The 23,428-nt window shown below is 63.2% G+C and carries 20 protein-coding genes; 1 reads left to right on the top strand and 19 read right to left on the bottom strand.

Annotated elements, in window-relative coordinates; genetic code table 11:
* Positions 1-2 precede the first annotated feature (2 nt).
* The 8 genes from bamB to ndk all read right to left on the bottom strand — a co-directional run bounded on the left by bamB (position 3) and on the right by ndk (position 8,191).
* On the bottom strand, positions 3-1,148 hold the full coding sequence (gene bamB / locus ACQ4WQ_RS03520; protein WP_326459253.1) for an outer membrane protein assembly factor BamB: 1,146 nt from the start codon (positions 1,146-1,148) through the stop codon (positions 3-5).
* Between the two features lie 84 nt (positions 1,149-1,232).
* Positions 1,233-1,901 (bottom strand): tetratricopeptide repeat protein, encoded by a 669-nt coding sequence (locus tag ACQ4WQ_RS03515; RefSeq protein WP_326459252.1) that lies wholly within the window; start codon positions 1,899-1,901, stop codon positions 1,233-1,235.
* Between the two features lie 54 nt (positions 1,902-1,955).
* A complete protein-coding gene (gene hisS, locus ACQ4WQ_RS03510; RefSeq protein ID WP_076566952.1) occupies positions 1,956-3,317 on the bottom strand; it encodes a histidine--tRNA ligase in 1,362 nt (453 codons plus the stop codon).
* 71 nt (positions 3,318-3,388) lie between these two features.
* The gene (gene ispG / locus ACQ4WQ_RS03505; RefSeq protein ID WP_326459251.1) at positions 3,389-4,651 is read right to left on the bottom strand and encodes a flavodoxin-dependent (E)-4-hydroxy-3-methylbut-2-enyl-diphosphate synthase; all 1,263 of its coding nucleotides are present in this window, start codon (positions 4,649-4,651) and stop codon (positions 3,389-3,391) included.
* Positions 4,652-4,689: 38 nt separating this feature from the next.
* Entirely contained in the window at positions 4,690-5,619 is a 930-nt protein-coding gene (locus ACQ4WQ_RS03500; protein ID WP_436494706.1) for a RodZ domain-containing protein, read from the bottom strand.
* A gap of 67 nt (positions 5,620-5,686) precedes the next feature.
* On the bottom strand, positions 5,687-6,463 hold the full coding sequence (pilW, locus tag ACQ4WQ_RS03495) for a type IV pilus biogenesis/stability protein PilW (RefSeq protein WP_070223384.1): 777 nt from the start codon (positions 6,461-6,463) through the stop codon (positions 5,687-5,689).
* Positions 6,464-6,474: 11 nt separating this feature from the next.
* Positions 6,475-7,650 (bottom strand): dual-specificity RNA methyltransferase RlmN, encoded by a 1,176-nt coding sequence (gene rlmN, locus ACQ4WQ_RS03490; protein WP_436494704.1) that lies wholly within the window; start codon positions 7,648-7,650, stop codon positions 6,475-6,477.
* 124 nt (positions 7,651-7,774) lie between these two features.
* Positions 7,775-8,191 (bottom strand): nucleoside-diphosphate kinase, encoded by a 417-nt coding sequence (gene ndk / locus ACQ4WQ_RS03485; protein WP_070223377.1) that lies wholly within the window; start codon positions 8,189-8,191, stop codon positions 7,775-7,777.
* A 222-nt stretch (positions 8,192-8,413) separates the two neighbouring features.
* On the opposite strand from ndk, the gene ACQ4WQ_RS03480 reads away from it, so the two are divergent.
* Positions 8,414-9,100 carry a Bax inhibitor-1/YccA family protein gene (locus tag ACQ4WQ_RS03480; RefSeq protein WP_034752039.1) on the top strand — a complete coding sequence of 229 codons (687 nt, stop codon included), beginning with the start codon at positions 8,414-8,416 and terminating at the stop codon, positions 9,098-9,100.
* 61 nt (positions 9,101-9,161) lie between these two features.
* Here the strand turns inward: ACQ4WQ_RS03480 and ACQ4WQ_RS03475 are convergent, their stop codons facing one another.
* From ACQ4WQ_RS03475 to ACQ4WQ_RS03425, 11 genes are all read right to left on the bottom strand, one after another.
* Positions 9,162-10,007: a LysR family transcriptional regulator gene (locus tag ACQ4WQ_RS03475; protein ID WP_436494702.1), complete on the bottom strand. Its 846-nt coding sequence runs from the start codon at positions 10,005-10,007 to the stop codon at positions 9,162-9,164.
* A gap of 12 nt (positions 10,008-10,019) precedes the next feature.
* Complete coding sequence (cfa, locus tag ACQ4WQ_RS03470; RefSeq protein ID WP_436495950.1) at positions 10,020-11,180, bottom strand: cyclopropane fatty acyl phospholipid synthase; 1,161 nt, start codon at positions 11,178-11,180, stop codon at positions 10,020-10,022.
* Positions 11,181-11,461: 281 nt separating this feature from the next.
* Entirely contained in the window at positions 11,462-12,496 is a 1,035-nt protein-coding gene (locus ACQ4WQ_RS03465) for a cupin-like domain-containing protein (RefSeq protein ID WP_436494700.1), read from the bottom strand.
* Between the two features lie 81 nt (positions 12,497-12,577).
* Positions 12,578-14,476, bottom strand: a complete 1,899-nt coding sequence (locus tag ACQ4WQ_RS03460; protein WP_436494698.1) for a glycosyl hydrolase family 18 protein — start codon at positions 14,474-14,476, stop codon at positions 12,578-12,580.
* Between the two features lie 397 nt (positions 14,477-14,873).
* Positions 14,874-16,217 (bottom strand): 23S rRNA (uracil(1939)-C(5))-methyltransferase RlmD, encoded by a 1,344-nt coding sequence (gene rlmD / locus ACQ4WQ_RS03455; RefSeq protein WP_436494696.1) that lies wholly within the window; start codon positions 16,215-16,217, stop codon positions 14,874-14,876.
* Positions 16,218-16,349: 132 nt separating this feature from the next.
* The gene (rpoS, locus tag ACQ4WQ_RS03450; RefSeq protein ID WP_326458849.1) at positions 16,350-17,381 is read right to left on the bottom strand and encodes an RNA polymerase sigma factor RpoS; all 1,032 of its coding nucleotides are present in this window, start codon (positions 17,379-17,381) and stop codon (positions 16,350-16,352) included.
* A gap of 8 nt (positions 17,382-17,389) precedes the next feature.
* Positions 17,390-18,307, bottom strand: coding sequence for a peptidoglycan DD-metalloendopeptidase family protein (locus tag ACQ4WQ_RS03445; RefSeq protein ID WP_436494693.1), 918 nt, complete (start codon positions 18,305-18,307; stop codon positions 17,390-17,392).
* A gap of 42 nt (positions 18,308-18,349) precedes the next feature.
* A complete protein-coding gene (locus tag ACQ4WQ_RS03440) occupies positions 18,350-19,240 on the bottom strand; it encodes a protein-L-isoaspartate(D-aspartate) O-methyltransferase (protein ID WP_436494691.1) in 891 nt (296 codons plus the stop codon).
* A gap of 9 nt (positions 19,241-19,249) precedes the next feature.
* Positions 19,250-19,987: a 5'/3'-nucleotidase SurE gene (gene surE, locus ACQ4WQ_RS03435; protein WP_326458847.1), complete on the bottom strand. Its 738-nt coding sequence runs from the start codon at positions 19,985-19,987 to the stop codon at positions 19,250-19,252.
* A 94-nt stretch (positions 19,988-20,081) separates the two neighbouring features.
* The gene (locus ACQ4WQ_RS03430) at positions 20,082-22,547 is read right to left on the bottom strand and encodes a tetratricopeptide repeat protein (RefSeq protein WP_436494689.1); all 2,466 of its coding nucleotides are present in this window, start codon (positions 22,545-22,547) and stop codon (positions 20,082-20,084) included.
* Between the two features lie 19 nt (positions 22,548-22,566).
* On the bottom strand, positions 22,567-23,172 hold the full coding sequence (locus ACQ4WQ_RS03425; RefSeq protein WP_034752049.1) for a toll/interleukin-1 receptor domain-containing protein: 606 nt from the start codon (positions 23,170-23,172) through the stop codon (positions 22,567-22,569).
* Positions 23,173-23,428: the final 256 nt, after the last annotated feature.

Genomic DNA, 23,428 nt, shown 5'->3' with positions numbered 1-23,428 from the left:
TATTACTCGACCGCGAGAGCGGTCACTGTCCCTGATTGGGTTTGAAAAATCAAATTCGAACCGGCAACGACGGGAGCCGAAACAATCGGGCTACCGTCGGTGCTGACACGACCTATTAATGCGCCATCTTCCCGTGACAGGAAGTGGATATAACCTTGATAGTCGCCGACGGCGACGCTGCGGCCGTAGGAGGCCGGCGTCGACAGGCGGCGGCGCGCCAGCGCCTCATTCTTCCAGGCGCTCTGGCCGCCTTCGCGGCTGAACGCCACCACGGCGCCCTGGTCATCGGCAACAAACACGAAACGCTGGTCGACGGCCACGCCCACATCGGACGAGATCGGCTTGGTCCAGCGCGGCACGCCCGTGACGGCATCGAAGCAGCCCGCCTTGCCCTGGTAGGTGACGGCGCACACTTCGCCTTCGAACACCACCGGCGTGCCGGCGATATCGGAGACGCGCTCCAGTTCGGTGGCGCCGCGCGGTTCGCTGACGACGATCTCCCAGCGTACCACACCGGTCGCCGCCGTCAGTGCCAGCAGCTTGCCGCCCGGCTGGGCCACGTAGATGTTCGCGCCGCCCAGCACCATGCCCGGCGCATTGCGCAAGGTCAGTGCCGGCGTGGCGCGCTGCACCGTCCATTTGCGTTCGCCCGTCTTGGCGTCGAAGCCGACGATGCGGTTGTCCACGCTGCGCACCACGACCACGCCCTGCCCCACGACGGGCGCCGTCAATACTTCGCTGGACGCCTGCGCCTTCCACAGCTGCTTGCCATCGGCGTCAAACGCCAGCACGGCGCCCTTGGCGGCGCCCACGGCGACAACCGTGCCATCGCTGCCGGCGCCGGAGGTGATGTCGCTGCCGGCCTTGATGCGCCACGTTTCACGGCCGCTGGCCGCATCCAGGCGCGCCAGCGCGCCATCGGCGCTGACCACGTACAGGCTGTTGCCAGCGAGCGCAGGCGTAAACGCGTACACGCCGGCCTTGCCGATCGAATACTTCCAGGCGTCGCGCACGGCAATGCTCGATTTTAACTCGACCAGCTTGGCCGGTTCGACTTTCGGATCTTTCGAGGCGAACGGGTTCCAGGACGAGCAACCGGCCATCAGGGCCAACAGACTTGCAGCTACCAGCTTTTCAGTGACACGCATAAGTGTTATCCAACCTTTTTCTTGTACTTGTAAGGGCAAGGCAGGCGGCGCAAACGCCGCGCGGCCGCACCATCAGTGTTCCTGTCAGGCGGCGGCCTTGTCAGCCTTGGCCTTGTCTTCCGGTACCGTACCGCCGATCGCTTCCAGTTTGACCTGAATCAGTTGACGGCCTGGATTGTTCTTGTCCGTCGCGGCTATCGCGGCCAGGTAGGCCGTGCGGGCATCGGCCAGCTTGTTTTGCGCCACCAGGATGTCGCCCTTGCGGTCTGCCACGGCGCCGGCAAATTGCGCCACGGTGGCCGTCGCCAGCACTTTCAATGCTTCATCGTAGGCTTTTTCGTCCAGCAGGACGCCTGCCAGGCGCAGCTTGGCGATGGCCTTGTACTCTTCCGTGCCGTGCTCGGCCACCCATTGCAGCTGGGTCTTCGCCGTTTTCAGGTCGTTCGCGTCGAATGCCACCTTGGCCGCGGCCAGGGCGCTCATCTGCGCATATGCCGTGCCGCTGAAACGCGACTGCATGTCGCCGGCCGCGCGCATCACCTTGGCCGTGTCCTTGGCGGCGATGGCGTTTTGCAGTTCGTCGTACAGCTGGCCCGCTTGCGCAGCCTGCGTACGCTGGTAGTACTGCCAGCCAGCCCAGCCGCTGTAGCCGGCCAGCGCCACGATCAGGACCCAGGAGGTCAGATTGCCATTGCGCTGCCACCAGGCCTTGAGGGTTGCCAGTTGTTCTTGTTCTTCGTGATCGTATGCCATGGGTCGTCAGTTTGAATGAGTAGTTGATCGAGGGTACAACGGTCTTGCTGCAAATTAATGGTGATGATGCACGTGGCCGCCAGGACCGTGGTCGTGGCCGCAATCGTGGTCGCCGATGATCTGGTCCACCACGTAATCGACGACATCGTCGAACGGCACCGTGTTCTGCTGCGCGCCAGCATCGGCTTCGCGCATGGCTTTCACCGTCGCGACATTGTTGGCAATTTCATCGTCGCCCAGGATCACGGCAAACGCCGCGCCGCTGGCATCGGCCTTTTTCATTTGCGTCTTGAAGCTGCCGCCGCCGTTGCTCGCTGCGCAATGTAGCACAACGTCCAGGCCCGCATCGCGAATCCGCTCGGCCAGCACGAAAGCTTGCAAGCCTGCCTGCTCGCCCTGGTGCACCAGGTAGACGTCGCACTGGGCCGGCGCTTCCGGCTCGGCCGCATCCTTCATCAGCAGCACCAGGCGCTCGACGCCCATGCCGAAACCGACGGCGGGCGTCGATTTGCCGCCGAACATTTCCACCATGCCGTCATAACGGCCGCCGGCGCAGACCGTGCCTTGCGCGCCCAGCTTGTCGCTGACCCACTCGAACACCGTGCGGTTGTAGTAATCGAGGCCGCGCACCAGGCGTGGATTGATGGTGAACGGGATATTGTTGTGGTTCAAGATCTTCTGCACGCCGTGGAAATGGGCCAGCGATTCCTCGCCCAGGTAGTCCAGCAGCTTCGGCGCGCCATTGACCAGGTCCTGCATGGCAGGGTTCTTGGTGTCGAGGATGCGCAGCGGATTGCTGTGCAGGCGGCGCTTGGCTTCTTCGTCGAGCAGCTCGCTGTGGCTTTCCAGGTAGGCGATCAGGTCGGCGCGGTGGCGCAGGCGCTCGGCCGCGTCGCCGATCGAGTTCAGTTCCAGGCGGATGCCTTCCAGGCCCAGGTCGTCCCACAGGCGGCGCGACAGCATGATGATCTCGGCGTCGATATCCGGGCCCGTGAAACCGATGGCTTCCACGCCGAACTGGTGGAACTGGCGGTAGCGGCCCTTTTGCGGGCGCTCATGGCGGAACATCTGGCCCTTGTACCACAGGCGTTTCGGGCCTTCGTAGACGAGGTTGTGCTCGACGACGGCGCGCACCACGCCGGCCGTGCCTTCAGGGCGCAGGGTCAGATTGTCGCCGTTCATCGAATCGGTGAACGAATACATTTCCTTTTCCACGATATCGGTCACGGCGCCGATGGCGCGCGCGAACAATTTCGTCTCTTCCACGATCGGCGTGCGGATCTGCTGGAAGCCGTAGCTTTGCAGCACGGATTGGGCCGTATTTTCAAACAATTCCCACAGCGGGGCGTCGGCGGGCAGGATATCGTTCATGCCTTTGACGGCGGTGATTTTATCGAGCTTTTTATTTTCGGACATAGTGTTCTTCTTTGCTTTAACTTGATTGTCGGATTACGCGCGTAGCGCCTCGGCGGCCCCGCTAATCCGACCTACGCTGCTGCGCCGTAATGGCTTTTAACATAATTGAGGACGATGTCCTGGAATTCCTCGACGATGCGTTCGCCGCGCAGAGTGACGACTTTTTCGCCGTCGACAAACACGGGGGCGGCTGGCGACTCGCCCGTGCCGGGCAGGCTGATGCCGATGTTCGCATGCTTCGATTCGCCGGGACCGTTGACGATGCAGCCCATGACGGCCACGTTCATCGCTTCCACGCCCGGATACGATTTCTTCCATTCCGGCATCTGCTCGCGCAGATACGTCTGGATGTTGTCGGCCAGCTCCTGGAAGGTGGTCGACGTCGTGCGCCCGCAGCCGGGGCAGGCGATGACCATGGGCGCGAACTTGCGCAAGCCCATGGTTTGCAGGATTTCCTGGCCGACGATGACTTCGCGCGTGCGGTCGCCGCCCGGTTCCGGCGTGAGCGAAATGCGGATGGTATCGCCGATGCCTTCCTGCAGCAGCACGGCCAGGGCCGCCGTCGAGGCGACGATGCCCTTGCTGCCCATGCCCGCTTCCGTCAGGCCCAGGTGCAGCGGATAGTCGCAGCGCTGCGCCAGTTCGCGGTACACGGCGATCAAATCCTGCACACCCGAGACCTTGCACGACAGAATGATCTTGTCGCGGCCCAGGCCCAGTTCTTCGGCGCGCACGGCGTTTTCAATCGCCGACGTCACCAGCGCCTCGTACATGACGGCTTGCGCCGGCCATGGCTCGGCGCGGCCCGCGTTTTCATCCATGATGCGCGCCAGCAAGGCCTGATCGAGGCTGCCCCAGTTCACGCCGATGCGCACCGGCTTGTCGTAGCGGCACGCCGCTTCGATCATTTGCGCGAATTGCGTATCGCGCTTGGCGCCCTTGCCCACGTTGCCCGGATTGATGCGGTACTTCGACAGCGCGCGCGCGCAATCGGGGTAGTCGTTGAGCAGGGTATGGCCGTTATAGTGAAAATCGCCCACCAGCGGCACGTCGATGTCCATCTTGTCGAGCTGCTCGCGGATGTAGGGCACGGCCGCAGCCGCTTCCGGACGGTCCACCGTCAGGCGCACCAGCTCCGACCCGGCACGCGCCAGTTCCTTGATCTGGATCGCCGTGCCGATGGCATCGGCCGTATCCGTGTTCGTCATCGACTGCACCACCACGGGGGCGTCGCCGCCCACCCAGATCTGGCGCTGGCCGTGCGCGATCAGCACCTTGCGGCTGTCGCGGCGGCCGGATGGGCCGGAGCCGATCGCTGTTTTCGAGGTAGCCATAATATTATCTTCTGAGTTTGCTTGAACGATTACTGCAATTATTTGATGCTGACACGGGAAATCGTGCCACCGGCCACGGTCGGCAGATCCAGCTTGGCGCCGCGCAAGGTTGCCTGCACGACACCCGGCTTGCCCACCACCAAAGTGGCCGGACCCGTGATATCGAACGTTTCCGTGCTGCCCGCCTTGACCATGCGCGAAATCAGCGGAGAAGCGCCGGGACGGCGGATCTCGACCCAGGAATCCTGCTCCACCTTCAGCACCAGCGCATTCGCGCCCACGGCAGGGACAGCGGCAGCGGCGGGCGGCGTGACGGCGGCCGTCGTCGCTGTCGCCGGAGCTGGAACGGCGGCTGACGGCACTGCGGCGGCGGCCGGCGCCGAAGCGGCGGTAGCGGCAGGCGCCCCCGTCTGCGTATCGTTGCCTGGCGGCGGCGGCACGGAAATCAGCGGCACGGACGGCGACTGCACGGGCGTCAAGTCCTGGCCCGGCTTGATCAGGGTCGTTTCCACGGGGCCCACTTCCGCATGCGCCGTTTCCTTCTCCGCGTGCGAGGACAGCAGGCTCGCCGGCACATAGCCGAGTTTATAGGCGCCAAAGGCGGCGGCCACGACGACAGCCACGGCGCCGGCGATCCAGAGCGGAGTCTGGTTCGACGAGCGCTGCGTCATCGACGGGAAGCGCGATTCGGAAAACGTGGCGGAAATCTCGCGCCGCACGGGCGCGGCCGGGTCTTGCGCCGGCGCCGGGTGGACTTCGATCATGGCCACCAGCGGCGCCGCGTCCAGACGCACCACCTTGGCATAGGCGCGCACGAAACCGCGCACCACGGCCAGGTTCGGCAAAGCCGCCATGTCGCCCTCTTCCAGCGCGATCACCTGGCGCGGCGCCAGCTTGAGCTGGTCGGCCACCTGTTCCACGGGCCAGCCCAGCGCTTCGCGCTGCGCCTTTAATTGTGCACCTGCCAACGCAAGATTGCCCTGGGGCTGCTGCTGAGGCGTTTCTGCCCACTCTGAATTCATTGGTATCCCTGTCTCACTCATCAAACGCCCCATTTTGATAAGCAGCATATTCGGGGGAGCCGGAATGGTGGTTGCGCAAATGCGCACCCAGGCCAGCTTCCGCACCCGCATCCCCGAGCTTATGCTGCACCTTGATCCCGAGCCACAGCACATCGGCCGTCTGGCTCTCCATTGTCGCTACTTTACCGAGCCGCTCAAGGTAATGAGCCGCTTGCCGGTAGTCTTGCTGTTGGTAATACACGCGCACCAGGCCGGCATACGTGATTGCCGCGCCAGGTGCGATGCGCTCCGCCTTGAGCCAGTAGTCAGCGGCGCGCGGGTAATCTTTCATGACCAGGCTGCACGCCGCCGCATTATGCAGCGCCAGTTCAGGCGTGCCATAGGCGGCATCTTGCAATGCGGCATCGAAATACGCCAGCGACTGCGCCGCGCGCCCGGTCTGGCACAGAAACTGGCCATAATTATTGCTCAACTCGGGATTGTGGGGCGCGAGGCGCAATGCGTAAAGAAAATCTTTTTCAGCAGCCCCAGGTTGGCGCAGGGCGGCAAGAATCAGGGCCCGCATGCCGCGCGCCTGGACATTGTCCGGCACCAGCTGCACCGCCTGCTCTGCCTCGGCCAACGCCACCACAAACTGGTCCTGCATATAATAGGCGCTGGCCAACTGCAAGCGCAAGGCGGCGCGCTGCTCGACAGATGCAGCTTGCTCCTTGTCCGCGGTGGAAGCACAGCCGACCAGCAGCACAGCCAGGCAAACAGCGGCCACAGCAAGCGAGCGTTGGTAAGCCATGCTTTCCCTCATCAGGAGCGGATCTCCACGATCTTGCCGAAATTGGCGCCAAATTTCTGTTGATACTCAGTCATCTTTTTCATCCGTTCCTGCACCCGCGTGCGGTCCTTGACTTCGCCGGCCAGCTGGCCGCAGGCCGCATCGATATCATCGCCGCGCGTCTTGCGCACGGTGGTGATGATGCCGCCATCCATCAGCACCTGGGCAAAGGCCTTGATGCGCGGGTTTTTCGAGCGGAACAGGCCCGACTCGGGGAACGGGTTGAACGGGATAAGGTTGAACTTGCAGTTCACGCCGAACTCGCGGTCCTGCACCAGCGCCAGCAGTTCGCGCGCATGCTCGTCGCTGTCGTTGACGCCGTCGAGCATGCAGTATTCGAAGGTAATGAAATCGCGCGGGGCGAATTCCAGGTAGCGCTTGCACGCCGCCATCAGTTCCTTCAGCGGGTATTTCTTGTTCAGTGGAATCAAACCGTCGCGCAAGGCATCGTTCGAGGCGTGCAGCGAGACGGCCAGGGCCACCGGCACTTCCTGCGACAGCTTGTCCATCATCGGCACCACGCCCGACGTCGACAGGGTCACGCGGCGGCGCGACAGGCCGTAGGCGTTGTCGTCGAGCATTAATTTCAGGGCCGTGACGGTCGGCTCAAAGTTCAGCAGGGGCTCGCCCATGCCCATCATCACCACGTTGGTGATCTGGCGCTCGCCTTTCGGGCCCGGTTCGATGCCCTTGGTGCGACGCAATTCGAATTCCGCCATCCACAGCTGGCCGATGATTTCGCCAACGCTGAGGTTGCGGTTGAAGCCTTGCTTGCCCGTCGAGCAGAAACGGCAGTTCACGGCGCAGCCGGCCTGGGTCGAGATGCACAGGGTGCCGCGATTTTCTTCCGGAATGAACACGGTTTCCACGGCATTGCCATTGCCCACGTCGACCAACCACTTGCGCGTGCCGTCCGTCGACGTATGGTCGCTGATGATGGCCGGGGCGCGCACTTCGGCGCGCGTGGCCAGCTTGTCGCGCAGCGACTTGGCCAGGTCCGTCATGGCGTCGAAGTCGGAGGCGCCGAACTGGTGTATCCAACGTTGCAATTGTTTCGCACGAAACGGCTTCTCTCCCAACTCGGCGCAGTAGGCGATGAGTTGCGCGGGATCGAGGTCCAGCAAGTTGGTGAGGGTCGTCGTATTCATGATCTTGTCTATTCTAAAAATCCGTCCCCGCGCGCATCAGGGGCAAAGCACCACAGCGCAGCGGGAACAGGGGGTGATAAGTTATTTCACAGATAACGCCAGGAAATAACGTTATCTAAGGCAATTAAGCCTTCAGTTCTGGGAAGAAGTAAGCGATTTCTACTTTAGCAGCTTCGACAGCGTCGGAACCGTGTACGGCGTTAGCGTCGATCGAATCGGCGAAATCGGCGCGGATCGTGCCTTTTTCTGCTTTCTTCGGATCGGTCGCGCCCATCAGGTCACGGTGGGCCAGAACGGCGTTTTCGCCTTCCAGGGCTTGGATCATGACTGGACCGGAAACCATGAAGTCGACCAGGTCTTTGAAGAAACCGCGCTCTTTGTGCGCTGCGTAGAAGCCTTCAGCTTGTTCGCGCGACAGTTGGGTCATGCGTGCTGCAACGATTTTCAGGCCAGCGTTTTCAAAACGGGTGTAGATTTGACCGATTACGTTTTTTGCAACTGCGTCTGGTTTGATGATCGACAGGGTGCGTTCGATTGCCATGTGTGAAAACTCCAATAAAAAGAAAGGTTTAAAACGGTAAATTGATAACTCAATCAACCTTTGATTTTACCATACTCCACCCCATATCACCCAGACAGGCAGGTGGGCACCTTCCGCCCTTGCCTGAGTTTAATGAAATCTTAAGCTGGTTTTTTTGTAAAAACCGGGGTCCATGCTATCCTTGGGCAAAGTAGTAATTTGAATTGACAACACGGAGGCACTATGAATCAGAACATGCAACGCACCTTTGACCTGTCGGGGGGCATGCAGCAAGTCCGCCACCAGGTCTTGCGCAACACTTACTGGCTGCTGGCACTGTCCATGATACCGACCGTGCTGGGCGCCTTCATCGGCGTGCAAATGCATTTGCCGATGCTGACCGGCGGCATGGGCTTCATCATCTTCATGGCCGTCGCTTTCGGCTTCATGTACGCGATCGAGAAAACCAAGAACTCGGGCCTCGGCGTTGCCGTCCTGCTGGGCTTTACCTTCTTCATGGGCCTGATGCTCACGCCTATCCTGACGCGCACGCTCGGCTACTCGAACGGCGGCATGCTGATCATGACGGCATTCGGCGGCACGGCCACCATCCTGGCCGTGATGGCGACGATCGCCACGGTCTCGAAGCGCGACTTCTCGGCCATGGGCAAATGGCTGTTCGCCGGCGTGATCGTGCTGATCCTGGCATCGGTGGCGAACATCTTCCTGGGCCTGTCGGCACTGTCGATCGTGATCTCCATGGTCGCCATCGCCATCTTCTCGGCCTACATCCTGTATGACGTGCAGCAAATCATCAACGGCGGCGAGACCAACTACATCTCGGCCACCCTGCGCATCTACCTGGACGTGTACAACATCTTCACCAGCCTGCTCTCTTTGCTGGGCTTCGCTGGCGGCAGCCGCGACTAAGCGCTGCGATTGAAACAGCAAAAAGCCGACCCACGGGTCGGCTTTTTTACGTCTGTCGAGCTTACTTGATCTTCTCCGCCACCTCGAGCAGGCAGGCGCGGGCGCGGTCCAGGGTCGGGTTGTCGCGCTGGGCCGCATACACGGCGTAGGCGGAATGGGAGAATTCGGGCGCATCGCGCACGCGGTACAGCAAGCCCCCATCGAGATACGGCTGCGCGCTGCCGATGCGAAAGTAGCTGGCGCCGCCCACTTCCAGCAGGTACACGAGGGCCAGCGGCCCCAGGGAAATGGAGATGGGCGGGCTGCTCAGCTCAGGATACGCCGCCTGGTGGTTGGCCGCGAAGCTGGGTCCCCAGTCGACATATACATAGGTATCGGCATGCATCTGCCCGTCGGCGCGCGTGGTGACCATCACCAGCTTTTCCTCGGCCAGCAGTTCGCTGGCCAGGCCCGGGCGCTGCGGCGGGTTGTACAGGACGGCCAGGTCGAGCGAGCCGTCGTGCACGGCGTCGAGCAGGCGCGCGGAACTGTCGACTTCGGCCCGCAAGGCGATCTCGGGACAGTCGCGGCTCATGCGTATCAGCCAGTCGCCGAGCAGCGGCTGCCACAGGCTCAGTTCGCAGCCGATGCTGACGGCGTCGTCGCGTCCCGGCGGCAAGGCCACCTGATGGCGCGCCCGCTCCCACACCTGCACCATGGTGGCCGCATGGCGCATGAAGCGCTCGCCGGCCGAGGTCAGGCGCGCGCCAGCCTTGTTGCGCACGAACAGCTGGCGGCCCAGCTGCTGCTCCAGGGTGCGGATGCGGGCGCTGACGGCCGTCTGCGTCACGTGCATGCGTTCGGCCGCCATGATGAAGCTGCCGCAGGAAGCTACTTCGAGGAAGGTACGCGCTTGATTGATATCCATCAAGCCATGATATCAGCTGACCCGCGCATAGCCACCCAATACGCCCTGCTTCGACAGGACCCACTGCCACAGCTGCAGGTCGCGCGCGCGGAAGGCGCCGGCGCAGGACAGCAAATAGTAGGACCACATGCGGTGGAAGCGCTCGCCCAGCTGGGCCGCAAACTGCGGCCAGGCCTGCTCAAAGTTCGCGTGCCAGGCCATCAGAGTCTTGTCGTAGTCGGCGCCGAAGTTGTGCAAGTCCTCGGCGACAAACAGATCATCGATGGCGTCGCCGATCTGGCCGATGGAGGGCAAGTCGCCATTCGGAAAGATGTATTTGTCGATCCACGGATCGCACGCGGAATCGCGCTTGTTCTTGCCGATCGTGTGCAGCAGGAACAGGCCGTCGTCTTCCAGGCAGCGGTGCGCCACCTCCATGAAGGTGCGGTGGTTCTTGTGCCCCACGTGCTCGAACATGCCGATGCTGACGATGCGGTCGAATTTTTCATTGGTGTCACGGTAATCCTGCAGGCGGAAGTCCAGGTTTTCTCCGCCCGGCATGCCGCGCGCGTAGGCGACCTGCTCTTGCGAAATCGTCACGCCCACGCACTGCACCCCGTATTTTTCCGCCGCATAACGCATGAAACTGCCCCAGCCGCAGCCGATGTCGAGCACGCGCATGCCCGGTTCCAGCCTGAGCTTGCGGCAGATCAGATCGAGCTTGGCTTCCTGCGCCTCGGCCAGGTTGCTGGCGTCCTTCCAGTAGCCACAGGTATAGGTCATGCGCGGATCGAGCATGGCCGCATAGAAGGCGTTGCCCAGGTCATAGTGCTCCTTGCCCACCATCCACGCGCGGCGCTCCGTCTGCAGGTTGAACAGGCGCGCATACAGCGCGTGGAAAGCCAGGCGCATGGGGCGCACGTCGTCGGCCACCCTGGCGCGCAACAAATGGCAAAAGAATTCGTCGAGCTGCTGCGCATCCCAGTCGCCATCCATGTAGGCCTCGCCCAGGCCCAGGTTGCCGCTGGCGAAAGCCCGTTCGGGCACGCCCGGTTTGCGCAGCTGCATGTCCCAGGCGGCGCGGCCATTCAGGTGGATGTCGGCGCGGGCCAGCAATTCGGCCGCTTCGCGGGTCAGCCGCGTGTCGAGCTGGAGTTCAGTACTACTTGCCGGTGCTTGCTGTAACTGTGTCATTTGCTGCGTGTTCATGCCCTGCCGCCTCCAGATGGTTGTCGGTGCTGGCGCGCCGGCAAGTCATTCAGGTGTCCGGCGGCGCACCAGCCATAAAATTATCCGCCCGCCATGACCATCTGGATAATGAAACATCATGGTCATTCATATCAAAATAATTGCTGCAAAATGATTTCAATCAATTATTCTATGGAAATATCTTATACAGGAAGCGCACCGTGGCATGAAAAAAGCCGCCTGTTCGGCGGCTGTTCCCTGCGCGTTCGCGGCAATGCGCAGACCAATCAAAAGTCGTGATTCGGCGGATACTTGCTGTAAAAATCGTTATCCCATTTGAAGTTGGTAAACGCCACCGTCATCGATACGTCGAGCGCTTCGACGAAATGCCAGCAGCCGACGGGCAAAAACAGGATTTCGCCCGGCGCCAGCACGCATTCGCGCACCTGCACGTCGGCCATCAGCGGATAGCGCTGCAGGTCGATGGCGCGCCCGTCGACGGGCGTAAAACAGTGGCGCTGGTTGTACACGCGCGCGACCTCGCAGGCGGCCATGATGCGCAGCCGCTTGCGCCCCTTGACCTGCGCCATGAAGTTGTTCGTCAGGTCGTGGTGGAACGGCGTCACCGTGCCGGCCGGGCCGAACCACAGGAAGCCCGTGCGACCGCCACTCTGCTCCAGGTACTCGGGCAGCTGGCCGATATCATCCCACAGCTCGCGCAAGGCTTGCCGGTTCTGCGAATCGTTATTCGCCGTCATGTAGAAATCGTTGGTCGCGCCGCTGCCCTCGACCAGGCTGGCGTACTCGCCGAACGCCATCTTGCGCTTGTGCGCCACGCTGTTCATTTCGTACTGGGCATCCGCTTCGCGGCCGAACTGCACTTCCACCTCGCGCTGCCCGAAATGTTCGCGGAAGTAGGCCGGGCTCCACTTGGCCAGGGCGGGCCAGTCATCCATCATGCCCGTGATGATGACGGGCTGGTTGGTCGAATAGTATTCATCCAGGAATTCCTGCGCGGACAGCTTGTCGCGGCGCGGAATCTCGGGCGGGCGCAACTGATTCAGCTTGCGCTGGATATCGATCACCCAGTCGCGCTTGGCCAGGCGGTTCGACAGGCGCACGGCGCCGGCCAGGTAGGGACTCTGCAGCGCCAGCTCCACTTCGCGGCGCGCCAGGGCTTCCGTGATGCCGGCCTTTTGCAGCACCGGCATCAGCGCCGACGGATGGCTGCCCAGCATGAGGTTTTCCGCGATCCAGCTGCGCCACTCGCGGCTCAATTCCTGTTCCGGATGGTTTACTCCCAATGTCGATACTGCCGCCATCACCCGTCTCCTCTTTTTTTATGTGAACAAGCGGCCGGGCAGCAATGCCGCCCGGCCGCATCCTGCTACGCTAGCACACGGTTAGCGTACCTTCCACACCTCGGTCGCCAGCACGCCATTCGCGTCGCCATCGAGTTCCCACGAGAACGCGCCGCGCAAGCCCTGGTCCTTGACGTATTTCACCTTGGTGCCGATGACGGTCGGATCGTCATAGCTCCACCACTGGCCGCCCGCACCCGTGTACAGGTACAGCTGCTTGGTCACGGGATGGTAGTAGCGCGTGCCGGACTTGGCGACGAGGATTTTATAGTCCTCGATGCCCGACTCGTAGGTGCCCGGCGCCGTGCCCGTGGCCGCCTGGTACAGGCCATCGCCGTTCGGTCCCGGCGCCACGCCCGTCCAGCCGCGGCCATAGAACGGTATGCCCAGCAGCAGCTTGTCGCGCGGCACGCCGGCGGCAATCATGTACTGCACCGCCTTGTCGCCCACGTATTCGCGCGCCATGCCCGTCGATGGATCGGCAGGGTCGGCAAACAGCTGGGCGTTGAAGTTGGTGCTCGTTTCCCAGCCGCCGTGGAAGTCGTACGTCATCAGATTGATCCAGTCCATGTACTGCGAGTACAGGGCCGGTTCCGTGTTGTCGATCTTGTCCTTGCCGGCACCGACGGCGGCCGTCAACAGGTAGCGCTTGCCGTTGGCGGCGCCGAGCGCATCGAGCTGGCTGCGGAATTCCGCCATCAACAAGGTGAAATTGCGCTTGTCGTTGGGGCTGACGGTGTTGTACGGCTGGCCGCCGCCGACCGGGTATTCCCAGTCGATATCGATGCCGTCAAAGATGTTGGCCGCCGCACCCGCACCGCCGCGACCGCCCTGCACCGGCAGGTTGCCCTTGATGTAGATATCGATACACGAACGCACCATCTGCTTGCGCAGCGCATCGGTGGCCGAACCGACGGAGAAGTTCTTCGACCAGCTCCAGCCGCCCAGGGAAATGAACAACTTGAGGTTCGGATGTGCCGCCTTCAGCTTTTTCAACTGCAGGAAGTTGCCCGACAACGGTGCGTCCCACGGAATGGCCTGGCCATCGACGGTGCGCTTCGGCGTGCGGATGTAGTCGGCCTCGGCATCGCCGCCCGTGCCCGCGTCCGGCGAATTCGGATTCGTCGCGCCCGGCTCGGCCTTGGTGATCATGCCGCACTCGTAGCCGCCGTTTTTCGGATAGATATTGCCGAAAGCGTAGTTGATGAAGGTCAGCTTGTCGGCCACGCCGCTCGAATGCACGTTCGCCACCTCATAGTCGCGGCCATACACGCCCCACTGCGCGAAATAGGAACCGACTTCGCGGCCCGTCGGCGTCGGGGTTGGCGTCGGCGTCGGCGTTGGAGTAGGTGTCGGTGTCGGAGTGGGCGTTGGTGTTGGCGTGGTGCTGCAGATCTCCAGGCTGGTCCATGGCTTGCCCGTGCCGGCGGCGCCGCTGCTGGTCGACGGGTTGTCGCCCTGCGTCCAGTAGTTGGCGCGGTAATTCGTGCCCGCATAGCTGACGGTGGCGCCCGCGCTGTAAGCCGTGCCGGCCGCCCACGCCAGTGCGCAGGTACCGCCGGTCGGAGTCGGCGTTGGCGTTGGCGTTGGCGTGGGTGTCGGGGTTGGATTCGGCGTCGGTGTCGGCGTCGGGGTTGGCGTGGGAGTCGGTGTCGGGGTCGGCGTGGTGCCGCCGTCGCAGGTGCCGCCCGCGCTCCACAGGCTAGGCGTGGAAACGGGGTTCCAGCCCGAGCCCACGTGGTCGGTCTGCGTCACCAGGGCCGTGTAATTGGCGCCCAGGTAAGTGACCACCGTGCCCGCGTTGTACGTGCCGCCCTCCTGCCATGGCACGCAGGCGACGACCGTGCTGGCCGCCAGCAATTGCGAGCCACCCGGTGCGCTGGCGTCGCCGCCACCGCCGCATGCCGCCAGCACGCCACCGCTGGCCAGACATACCATCATGTTCCTGATCGTTTTTTTGAGTATTAAATTTTCCACGCTGTCTCCTGTTCAGGTTTGCGGAAATACCACTCTGCTTCAATAAAAAGCTACCCTGTGATTTTGTTTTTTGCAGTTGCAAGAACAGCATGCTGCTGAAAAAATAGGCGGTCAAGTGGTTTTAAAGTGGCCTCAAAGTGGGCAATACCACTTCGTACAGAAAACGCAGCGGCATATGCGAATGGCGTGTTGTCCTACTGGACAATCAAAAAACGACAGAGGGAAGATGGAAAAAGACGCTGGCTCGGGGAAAGACAGACCAGTTGTTTAATGCCGTGCAAGTGGTATTGCGCCAGCTTGCCGCCCCCCTGAACGGGGCAACGGCGGGTGCCTGCCTGCCCACCCGCCGCGTCAGGCAGACTTATTGAGGTAAATCAAATACCGCCATCGACTCCACGTGCGACGTGTGGGGGAACATGTTCACCACCCCCGCCTTGCTCAGCACATAACCCGCTTCCAGCGCCAGGATGCCGGCGTCGCGCGCCAGGGTCGACGGGCTGCACGAGACGTACACGATGCGTTTGGGCAGCATGTCCGGACGCACTTGCGACAGGCCCACCAGCGCCTGGCACAGGGCCATGGCACCATCGCGGGGCGGGTCGACGAGGATGCGATCAAAACGGCCCAAGGCGATCAGGTCGTCCGTCGTCACTTCGAACAGGTTGCGCGTCGAGAACGAGGTTTTTTCCGCCAGGCCATTGGCCAGCGCGTTTTCCAGCGCCCGCTCCGTCAGGGTGGTGCTTCCTTCGATGCCCACCACTTCGCTGCCCTGCGTGGCCAGCGGCAGGGTGAAATTGCCGAGGCCGCAGAACAGGTCGGCCACGCGGTCCGTCGGCTGCACTTCCAGCAAACGCAGGGCTTTCGATACCAGCACGCGGTTGATGTGGTGGTTCACTTGCGTGAAATCGACGGGTTTGAACGGCATCTTGACGCCGAATTCCGGCAGCAGATAATGCAATTGCTTGTCGAGCGGATAGAACGGCACGGCCGTTTCCGGGCCTTTCACCTGCAGCCACCATTGCACGCCGTACTCGTCGGCAAAAGCCTTCAATTTCGTCTCGTCATCCGCCGTCAACGGCGCCATGATGCGCAAGACCATGGCCGTGACGTCTTCACCGACGGCAAGTTCGATCTGCGGCATCTGGTCGAAGATGGACAGCGAAGCAATCAAGCCACGCAGCGGCAGCAGCATGGCCGAGATATGCGGCGGCAAAATTTCGCAGCTATCCATGTCGGCGACAAACGCCGATTTCTTTTCGTGGAAGCCCACCAGCACGGCATCTTTCTTCTTGACGTGGCGCACGGACAGGCGGGCGCGGTAGCGGTAGCCCCACGTCGGGCCATACATGGGGCGCATGATGCTTTGCGGACGCACCTTGCCGATATGCCACAGATTGTCTTCCAGCACGCGCTGCTTGATCGCCACCTGCGCCGACGGCTCCAGGTGCTGCATCGAGCAGCCGCCGCAATTGTCGAAATGCTTGCACTTGGGCGTCACGCGCATGGACGATTCGCGGTGCAGCGCCGTCATGCGGGCCATCTCCCAGTTCTTCTTTTTCTTGAACGTCACAAAGCTGACGCGCTCGCCCGGCAATGCGCCTTCGACAAACACGACCTTGCCCGGAGAGCCGTCTTCGTTCTCGATATGGCCAACGCCACGGGCGTCCATGTCGAGCGATTTGATTTCGATGATATTTTCTTGCATAGCGATCAATAGGTAAGAGTGGGCCAGGACGCAGGGCCGCGCTGGAACTTGAAAGAATGGGGGAAAGGTCAGGCGCCGCGAGCGGGGCGTATGATAGCAGATGCGGCCCCGGAAATACCGGGACCGGGCGTCCTAGAGCAGAGAGTCGCGCACGACGCCGCGCGCGGCCATGGCCCGTTTGAGCTTGATCAAGGCTTCCTGCTGGATCTGGCGCACGCGCTCGCGCGTCACGCCCATTTCCTCGGCCAGGGTTTCCAGGGTGGCCGGATCGTCATTGTCGAGGCCGAAACGGCGCATGATGACGACGCGCTGCTTGTCGGGCAGCTTGGTCAGCCAGTCGCGCACCAGCACCGTCATTTCATGGTGTTCCGCGCGCGCGTCGGGGCTGTCTTCGCTGGCGCCGGGCAGCATGTCCATCAGCGACGACTGCGGGTCGTTGTCGAGCGGCGCGTCGAGCGAGGTGGCGTGCTCGGACAGGGCCAGGATATCCTGCACCTCTTCCACGGGACGGCCCACGAGGTGGGCGATGTCTTCCGCGGTGGCATCCTTGCCGTCGTGGTGCTGGGCTTCCAGGTGATATTTGCCGCGCAGTATCTGGTTCAGTTCGCGCACCATGTGCACGGGCAGGCGCACCGTGCGCGCCTGGTTCATGATGGCGCGCTCGATGCTCTGGCGTATCCACCAGGTGGCGTAAGTGGAAAAGCGGAAACCGCGCTCGGGCTCGAACTTGTCGATGGCCCGCATCAGGCCGATGTTGCCCTCCTCGATCATGTCAAGCAGGACCACGCCGCGGTTGATGTAATGCTTGGCGATCGACACGACCAGGCGCAGATTGTGCTCGATCATGGTTTGCCGGGCTTCGAAATTGCCCTGCTTGGCCAGGGTGGCGTAATGCACCTCTTGCGCGGCCGTCAGCAGGGGCCGCGTGCCGATCTGGTTCAGATAGTGCTGCGTGGTATCGGTCGACAGCTCGGCCGCCAATACTTTTTTCAATTCATCGACACTTTCGACCAGCACGCTGACGCTGGCCACCTCGCCGCCCTCGCCCGCCTCGACGGCGTCAATGCCGTCGAGTTCGCCGGTATCGTCCGTCACGACTTCGTCTGCCCCGTCTTCCGGCAGTTCCGGGTCATCGTCCAGCTGATCGTGCGGCGCGTGTGTCATTGCTTTACCTAACGGTTAGGCAGGAATTTCGAAGGATCGACAGGCTTGCCCTGCTGGCGGATTTCAAAGTGCAGCTTCACGCGGTCGGCATCGGAATCGCCCATTTCAGCGATGGCCTGGCCTTTGTTGACGTTCTGCCCTTCCTTCACCAGGATGCTGCGGTTATGCGCATATGCCGACAACAAACTATTACTGTGCTTCACGATGACAAGATTACCATAACCACGGATTCCGCTCCCGGCATACATGACTTTTCCCGCGCCGGCGGCCACCACCTGCTGGCCCGCCTTGCCGGCGATGTCGACGCCCTTGTTCTTGCCTTCGTCGAAAGTGCCGATGACCTTGCCTTCGGAAGGCCACATCCAGCTGATCTTCTCGTCGCCAGGCGCCGATGCCGCAGGGGCTGCCGCCGCGGCGGCCGGTGCGGCGGCGACAGCCGCTGCCGGCGCCGGCGCCGGCTTGGCGTCGCTGCTGCCGCCATCGGCGCGCAGCTCGGCCAGGGTGGCGTCCGAATACGCGCGCTTCTCGCCGCGCGGCCCCGTTTTCTTCGGTACGACAGGCGCGGCCGGCTTGACTTCCGTCACCGGCGGCATGACGATGGCCGACGTCTGCGCGCCGCCCGCGTCGCCAGTCGGCGGCAGCACGCGCAATACCTGATCGACCTTGATGTCGTTCGGGTTGCTCAAGTCGTTCCAGGCCACCAGGTCGCGGTAATTCTGGCCGTGTTCCAGGGCGATGCGCAACAGGGTATCGCCGCGCTTGACCGTGTAATAGGCCGGGTCGCGGTCGCGCGGATCGCTGGCGGCGGCGCTGCTGCTCGATGGCTGGCGTTCCACCACCGGCGCCTGCACGCCCGTGGTGCCGCAACCGCTCAACAGGGCGGCCAGCGTGACGCTGCATATCAGTATGTTACTTTTCTTAATCATTCGCATGTAATTGTATGTCCTGCTTGCTAGCTGATCCGGGGATCATATGGTGCCCGGGCGCAAAGGCACGAAATGGCAATCTTCCAGGGTTTGGCTGGTCCATTCCGTTTTCCCCACCCGGGTAATGAGTTGTAAGTGTTGCAATTTAGCCCCCACCGGCGCAACCAGACGCCCGCCGGGCGCCAGCTGTTCCAGCAAGGCTTGCGGGACTTCCAGGCCGGCGGCGGCAAGGATGATCCCGTCGAAGGGCGCCGCCTGCGGCAGGCCAAGCATACCATCTCCGTACTGCAAGCGCAGATTCGACACGCGCAGCGGACGCAAATTGGCCTTCGCCAGCTCGTGCAAGGGCCGGATGCGCTCGATCGAATACACTTCTTTCGCCACCAGCGACAGCACCGCCGCCTGATAGCCGCAACCCGTGCCGATTTCCAGCACGCGCTGCAGGCTGCCGCCCTGGCGCATCACCTCGATCATGCGCGCGACGATATACGGCTGCGAGATGGTCTGGTGGTGGCCGATCGGCAAGGAGGCATCGATGTACGCCTGCGACGCCAGCGCCTCGTCCATGAACATGTGGCGCGGCACGGCTTGCAGGGCGTCGAGCACCACCTGGTCCTTGACGCCCTGTTTCGCCACGCGCGCCACCATGGCCCGGCGCACGGCCTCCGAGACGAGCGGGTTTTGCCGCGGCGGCGACACCACGGCCGGCTGCGCCCGCTCGTTGGCGATGGCCTGGGCGCGCGACGGCGCGATGGCCGCGTGCGCGCCATACGGCTGCGCCACGCCGCGCGCCGCGTTTTGCGCCGCATTCTGCGTGGCCGTCTGCGGCGTGGCGATCCTGGACTGGGCCAGCGACTGCCCCCCGCCCTGCCTGGCGGGCTTGCCGGCCAGCGAATCGAGGGAAAGGGGGAAGGTGCGCGGCTTGTCAGTCATAGTGAGAGGTCATGCCAGGCCTTTCGCCAGTGCATCGAGTTGGGTGGTATGGGTCAGGTCGATCTGCAGCGGCGTGATCGATACTTGTCCATGTTCAACAGCGTAAAAGTCCGTGCCCGGGCCGCCTTCCTTGGCGGCGCCGGCGGGGCCGATCCAGAAGATTTCACGGCCACGCGGGTCGAGGGCGCGGATCACGGGCTCGGCCGAATGGCGCTTGCCCAGGCGCGTGGCCGCCATGCCTTGCAATTGCGCGTAAGGGATGGCGGGAATGTTCACGTTCAGCAAATACGGTTTCTGCAGGGCGTCGAACTGGCGCTCGACGATTTCCCGCGCCACGCGGGCGGCCGCATCCAGGTTGGCCCAGCCGAACTGCGACTGGGAAAAGGCGATGGCGGGAATGCCGAACAGATAGCCTTCCGTGGCGGCGGCCACGGTGCCCGAATACAGGGTGTCGTCACCCATGTTGGGACCGTTGTTGATGCCCGAAACCACCAGGTCGGGGCGCTCGATGAGCATGCCCGTCAACGCCACGTGCACGCAGTCGGTGGGCGTGCCGTTGACAAAATAAAAGCCGTTGGCAGCCTTGTGCACGGACAAGGGCCGGTCCAGCGACAGCGAATTGGACGCGCCCGAACGGTTGCTGTCGGGCGCCACCACCACGATGTCGGCAATGGGCGCGAGCGCGTCGGCCAGGGCCGCCAGGCCTGGCGCCAGGTAACCGTCGTCGTTACTGATAAGGATTCTCATAACGAGATTTTACCTGAAGCAATGCCAACACTGCGCGTGCCGCACGCCGATAGCCAGCATTTTTTGTGCCGCCGCACGGACATCGCGCGCCGCCTCAGCGCTGCTCGATGCGCGCTTCGGACAAGGCCCCCTCCAGCGCCTGCACTTCATCCTCCTGCAAGGCCAGCAAGGCATTCAGGTCGCCTTGCAACTTATACATTCTTTTCAGCTGCGCCATGCCGCGCCTGCGCAGCTTGCCCGGCACGCCCGGGCGCAGCAGGCAGGACTTCAAATGTTCAGCCAGTTCGCCCGCCTGCGCATACTGTTCGCGCTCGATCATGCCTTGCAACATCGAGATCATGCTGACCAGGGTGTCCGGCTCGGCCGCATCCTGTTCGTTGGCGCGGCCGGCCAGGATGGTTTCCTGCAAATGCCGCGCACCGTCGAGCACGCTATCCGCATGCCCCGTGACGGGCGCATTCAAGAGCCGGTCGCTGCCGCTGAGCACGGCGTCTTCCAGCAGGCGCGCCGCCTCGCTGTCGCCCTGCTGCTGCAGGGTGCCGGCCAGCTGCTTCTTGCTGTGCAAGGTATCGAGGTGGTCTTCGCCCAGCAGGCGCGCATGCACTTCCAGCACCTGCTCCTGCACGCTGCGCGCCGCATCGAGTTCGCCGCGCCGCAGCAGCGCCTCGGCCAGCTTGCGCTGGCTCATCAAGGTTTCCGGATGATCGAGCCCGTGCGTACGCTCGCGCGCCGCCACCTGGTCTTCATGCAGCTGGCGCGCGCCGGCCCAGTCGCCCTGCCCGGCCACGATATCGGCCAGCAAGTCGCGCGTGGACAGGGTAGTCGCATGGTCGCTGCCCAGGCGCCGCTCCTGCACCTGCAGCACGGCAGAGAGCAGGCGCCGCGCGCCCTCCAGGTCGCCTTCGCGTCCCAGCGACTGCGCCAGGGCCAGCTTGCTGCGCAAAGTGTCGCCATGCTCGGCGCCAAACAGGCGCTCGCGCGCCGCCACCACCGTGCCCAGCACTTGCCGCGCCTGCGCCAGCCTGCCCATGCGCAGCAAGGTGGCGGCGCGGCCATCCATCGCTTCCAGGGTCAGCGGATGCTCGCCGCCCAGCTGGCGCACGTAGGTGGCCAGCACCGTATCCTGCAGCAGCAGCGCCGCCGCCAGTTCGCCCTGCAGCAGCAGGGTTTTTGCCAGGCAAGCCCGGGCGGACAGGGTGTCGGGATGCTCGCTGCCCAGCACGCGCTCGCGCACGTCGAGCACGTCTTCTTCCAGAAAGCGCGCTTCATCGAGCTTGCCCAGCTGGCGCAGCAGGCGCGCCATGCCGCTCTTGCACGCCAGGCTGTCGGGATGCTCCTCGCCCAGCAGGCGCACGCGGATCTCGACGCTCTGGCGGAAGGCGTCGAGCGCCTGCGCGCTGCGTCCATCCTTGCGGTACAGCTCGCCCAGACGGGCCAGATCGCGCGCCAGCGGCAGGGCCACGGCGCGGCCCGGTTCCAGCTGCAAGGCCTGGCGCGCTTCGCTGATGGCGCCCAGCAAGGCGATTTCGCGGCTCGATTGCCAGGGAAAGTACCCGCCCGTCAGCCAGTGCAAAAAGGCTTCGAAGGTGCGCGTGAGGGAAAAGCGGTCGCCGCCCTGGTCGATGCGCACGGCCAGCTGTTCGCCATAGGCAAAGGTTTTCGTCTGCTGCAGCTGGACTTCGTCGAAATAGCTGTCGAGAGCGATCTGCGGCAAGCCGTAGGACGTGCGCAGCAGGCGCTCGAACATGGGCTGGAACCCGGCGATGCCCTTGTGCGCGTCGCCGCGGCGCCACTCGGCGCGCTGCGCGCCATCGCCCATTTCTATGCGCGAAGGCAAGGGATACACAAGCAGCGGACGCTGTTCGTCTTCATGGCTGCGGCGGTACTCGATGGCCCGCGTGACGAGCGCATCGACGCCTTCCAGGCTTTGCCGGTTCGGCGTGAAGACCACCACGAGCTTTTTCGGCAGCAAGGTGGTGCAGATGCCGGCGCTGTCCGTGCGCCCCGTGCGCGAATCGACGAGCACGTAGCGGAAATGCTGGGCCAGGGTATCGGCGAAGCAGCGGAACAGGGCCGGGCAGGTATCGAACAGCTGATCCCAGCGCATCTGCGCCAGGCGCTCGCTGTAGCTGGCGTCGAAGCGCCCCGCCCGCATCAGGTACAGCGGACTGCCCTGGTCGACGCGCACCACGTACTGCTGCCAGTCGATGGCGTCGAGCACGCGCTGGGCCAGCGCCGCATCCTCGCGGCCGGCGCCCTGCCCGCTGGCGCGCGCGCCCGCCGTTTCCAGGCTGATGCGCTCGAGCTGCTGGCGGCACGCCTCGAAGAACTCGAGCACGCCCGGCCGCTCCTCGTGCTGCTCGAAATAATGGTGCAGGCCCGGCGCCTCCATGTCCCAGTCCAGCATCAGCACGGGCACGCTGGCGTTTTCACGGCGCGCCAGCAGCACGGCGATGTTCGACAGGGCCATGGTGCGGCCGGTACCGCCCTTGTAGGAATAGAAGGTGACGACTTCGCCAGGGGCGCTCAAAGGTGGCAGGGAGAGGCGTTGGCATTCCATGACGGGACCTTTTACGTGATTAACGTGGAAAGTGGGGAGGCGGAATGGCACGCCATTCCGGTGGAATATCGGGCAACACGAAACGGCTGCAATCGTGGCCGGGCGGTGTTGACCGCTTGAGCAAGTGGTAATGCGTGGCGATGCGCTGCACGATGCGTTCGATATCGGGCAGGTATTGGGGATTCGACTTCAGGTCGCCGCTGGCCAGCGTGTAGCCGGAAAAATCGACGTACAGACCCGATTCCGTGATTTGCGGCGGCAAGCCGTCCGGATGGCGCGTCATGATGATGGGAATGATCAGGTGACTGGGCAGTTCATACCAGGCGCGCCGCTCCTGCTCGATCAGTTGCATGGCGGCAAATTCGCGCCGCGTGTAGCCGTGCGCTTCATATTTGGGTGTGTACAGCACGATCATGCAGACGCTCTGGCACATGGCGCGCGCCACGCGCAGGTCGATATCGTCGCCTCCGCCCAGTTGCTCGCTGTCGATGAACAGGACTTCCTCGCGGTCCAGGTGCGGCTCCAGATAGCACGCCAGCGCCTCGATGAGGTCATTCTTGAACTTGTTCATGAACGCATATTGGCCGTGTGCATAACTCAAGAAACAGCCGTAGCGGATCTCCATGGCATCCCCCTGTTCCCCGTGCGGCCCTGCCATCGCCGCGCCTTCATCCTGCAAGGCATGAGCTCACTGTAGACCGCTCGACAACAAGACTGTTTGCGCTGGCGCAAAGATGTGTCTGGCGTCCTGGACATGCGTCACAATGCCAGAAAATGGCGCGATCGCGCCGCTTTCTGGCATGCCGGGCGCGCAGGCAGGCGCCGCGCAGAAAACGCTACTCGCTTGATAACAAAGGGAAATATGCCGGCGCGCGGACGGC

Origin of the sequence: Janthinobacterium goodfellowi, assembly GCF_051380695.1 — a bacterium.
GTDB lineage: Bacteria > Pseudomonadota > Gammaproteobacteria > Burkholderiales > Burkholderiaceae_D > Janthinobacterium.
This window is presented reverse-complemented; position numbering and strand designations above follow the sequence as displayed.

Bases quoted from the DNA above. Each gene is read 5' to 3' on its own strand.
- bamB (WP_326459253.1), bottom strand. From the start codon at position 1,148: ATGCGTGTCACTGAAAAGCTGGTAGCTGCAAGTCTGTTGGCCCTGATG.
- ACQ4WQ_RS03515 (WP_326459252.1), bottom strand. From the start codon at position 1,901: ATGGCATACGATCACGAAGAACAAGAACAACTGGCAACCCTCAAGGCC.
- hisS (WP_076566952.1), bottom strand. From the start codon at position 3,317: ATGTCCGAAAATAAAAAGCTCGATAAAATCACCGCCGTCAAAGGCATG.
- ispG (WP_326459251.1), bottom strand. From the start codon at position 4,651: ATGGCTACCTCGAAAACAGCGATCGGCTCCGGCCCATCCGGCCGCCGC.
- pilW (WP_070223384.1), bottom strand. From the start codon at position 6,463: ATGGCTTACCAACGCTCGCTTGCTGTGGCCGCTGTTTGCCTGGCTGTG.
- rlmN (WP_436494704.1), bottom strand. From the start codon at position 7,650: ATGAATACGACGACCCTCACCAACTTGCTGGACCTCGATCCCGCGCAA.
- ndk (WP_070223377.1), bottom strand. From the start codon at position 8,191: ATGGCAATCGAACGCACCCTGTCGATCATCAAACCAGACGCAGTTGCA.
- ACQ4WQ_RS03480 (WP_034752039.1), top strand. From the start codon at position 8,414: ATGAATCAGAACATGCAACGCACCTTTGACCTGTCGGGGGGCATGCAG.
- ACQ4WQ_RS03475 (WP_436494702.1), bottom strand. From the start codon at position 10,007: ATGGATATCAATCAAGCGCGTACCTTCCTCGAAGTAGCTTCCTGCGGC.
- cfa (WP_436495950.1), bottom strand. From the start codon at position 11,180: ATGACACAGTTACAGCAAGCACCGGCAAGTAGTACTGAACTCCAGCTC.
- ACQ4WQ_RS03465 (WP_436494700.1), bottom strand. From the start codon at position 12,496: ATGGCGGCAGTATCGACATTGGGAGTAAACCATCCGGAACAGGAATTG.
- ACQ4WQ_RS03460 (WP_436494698.1), bottom strand. From the start codon at position 14,476: ATGATGGTATGTCTGGCCAGCGGTGGCGTGCTGGCGGCATGCGGCGGT.
- rlmD (WP_436494696.1), bottom strand. From the start codon at position 16,217: ATGCAAGAAAATATCATCGAAATCAAATCGCTCGACATGGACGCCCGT.
- rpoS (WP_326458849.1), bottom strand. From the start codon at position 17,381: ATGACACACGCGCCGCACGATCAGCTGGACGATGACCCGGAACTGCCG.
- ACQ4WQ_RS03445 (WP_436494693.1), bottom strand. From the start codon at position 18,307: ATGATTAAGAAAAGTAACATACTGATATGCAGCGTCACGCTGGCCGCC.
- ACQ4WQ_RS03440 (WP_436494691.1), bottom strand. From the start codon at position 19,240: ATGACTGACAAGCCGCGCACCTTCCCCCTTTCCCTCGATTCGCTGGCC.
- surE (WP_326458847.1), bottom strand. From the start codon at position 19,987: ATGAGAATCCTTATCAGTAACGACGACGGTTACCTGGCGCCAGGCCTG.
- ACQ4WQ_RS03430 (WP_436494689.1), bottom strand. From the start codon at position 22,547: ATGGAATGCCAACGCCTCTCCCTGCCACCTTTGAGCGCCCCTGGCGAA.
- ACQ4WQ_RS03425 (WP_034752049.1), bottom strand. From the start codon at position 23,172: ATGGAGATCCGCTACGGCTGTTTCTTGAGTTATGCACACGGCCAATAT.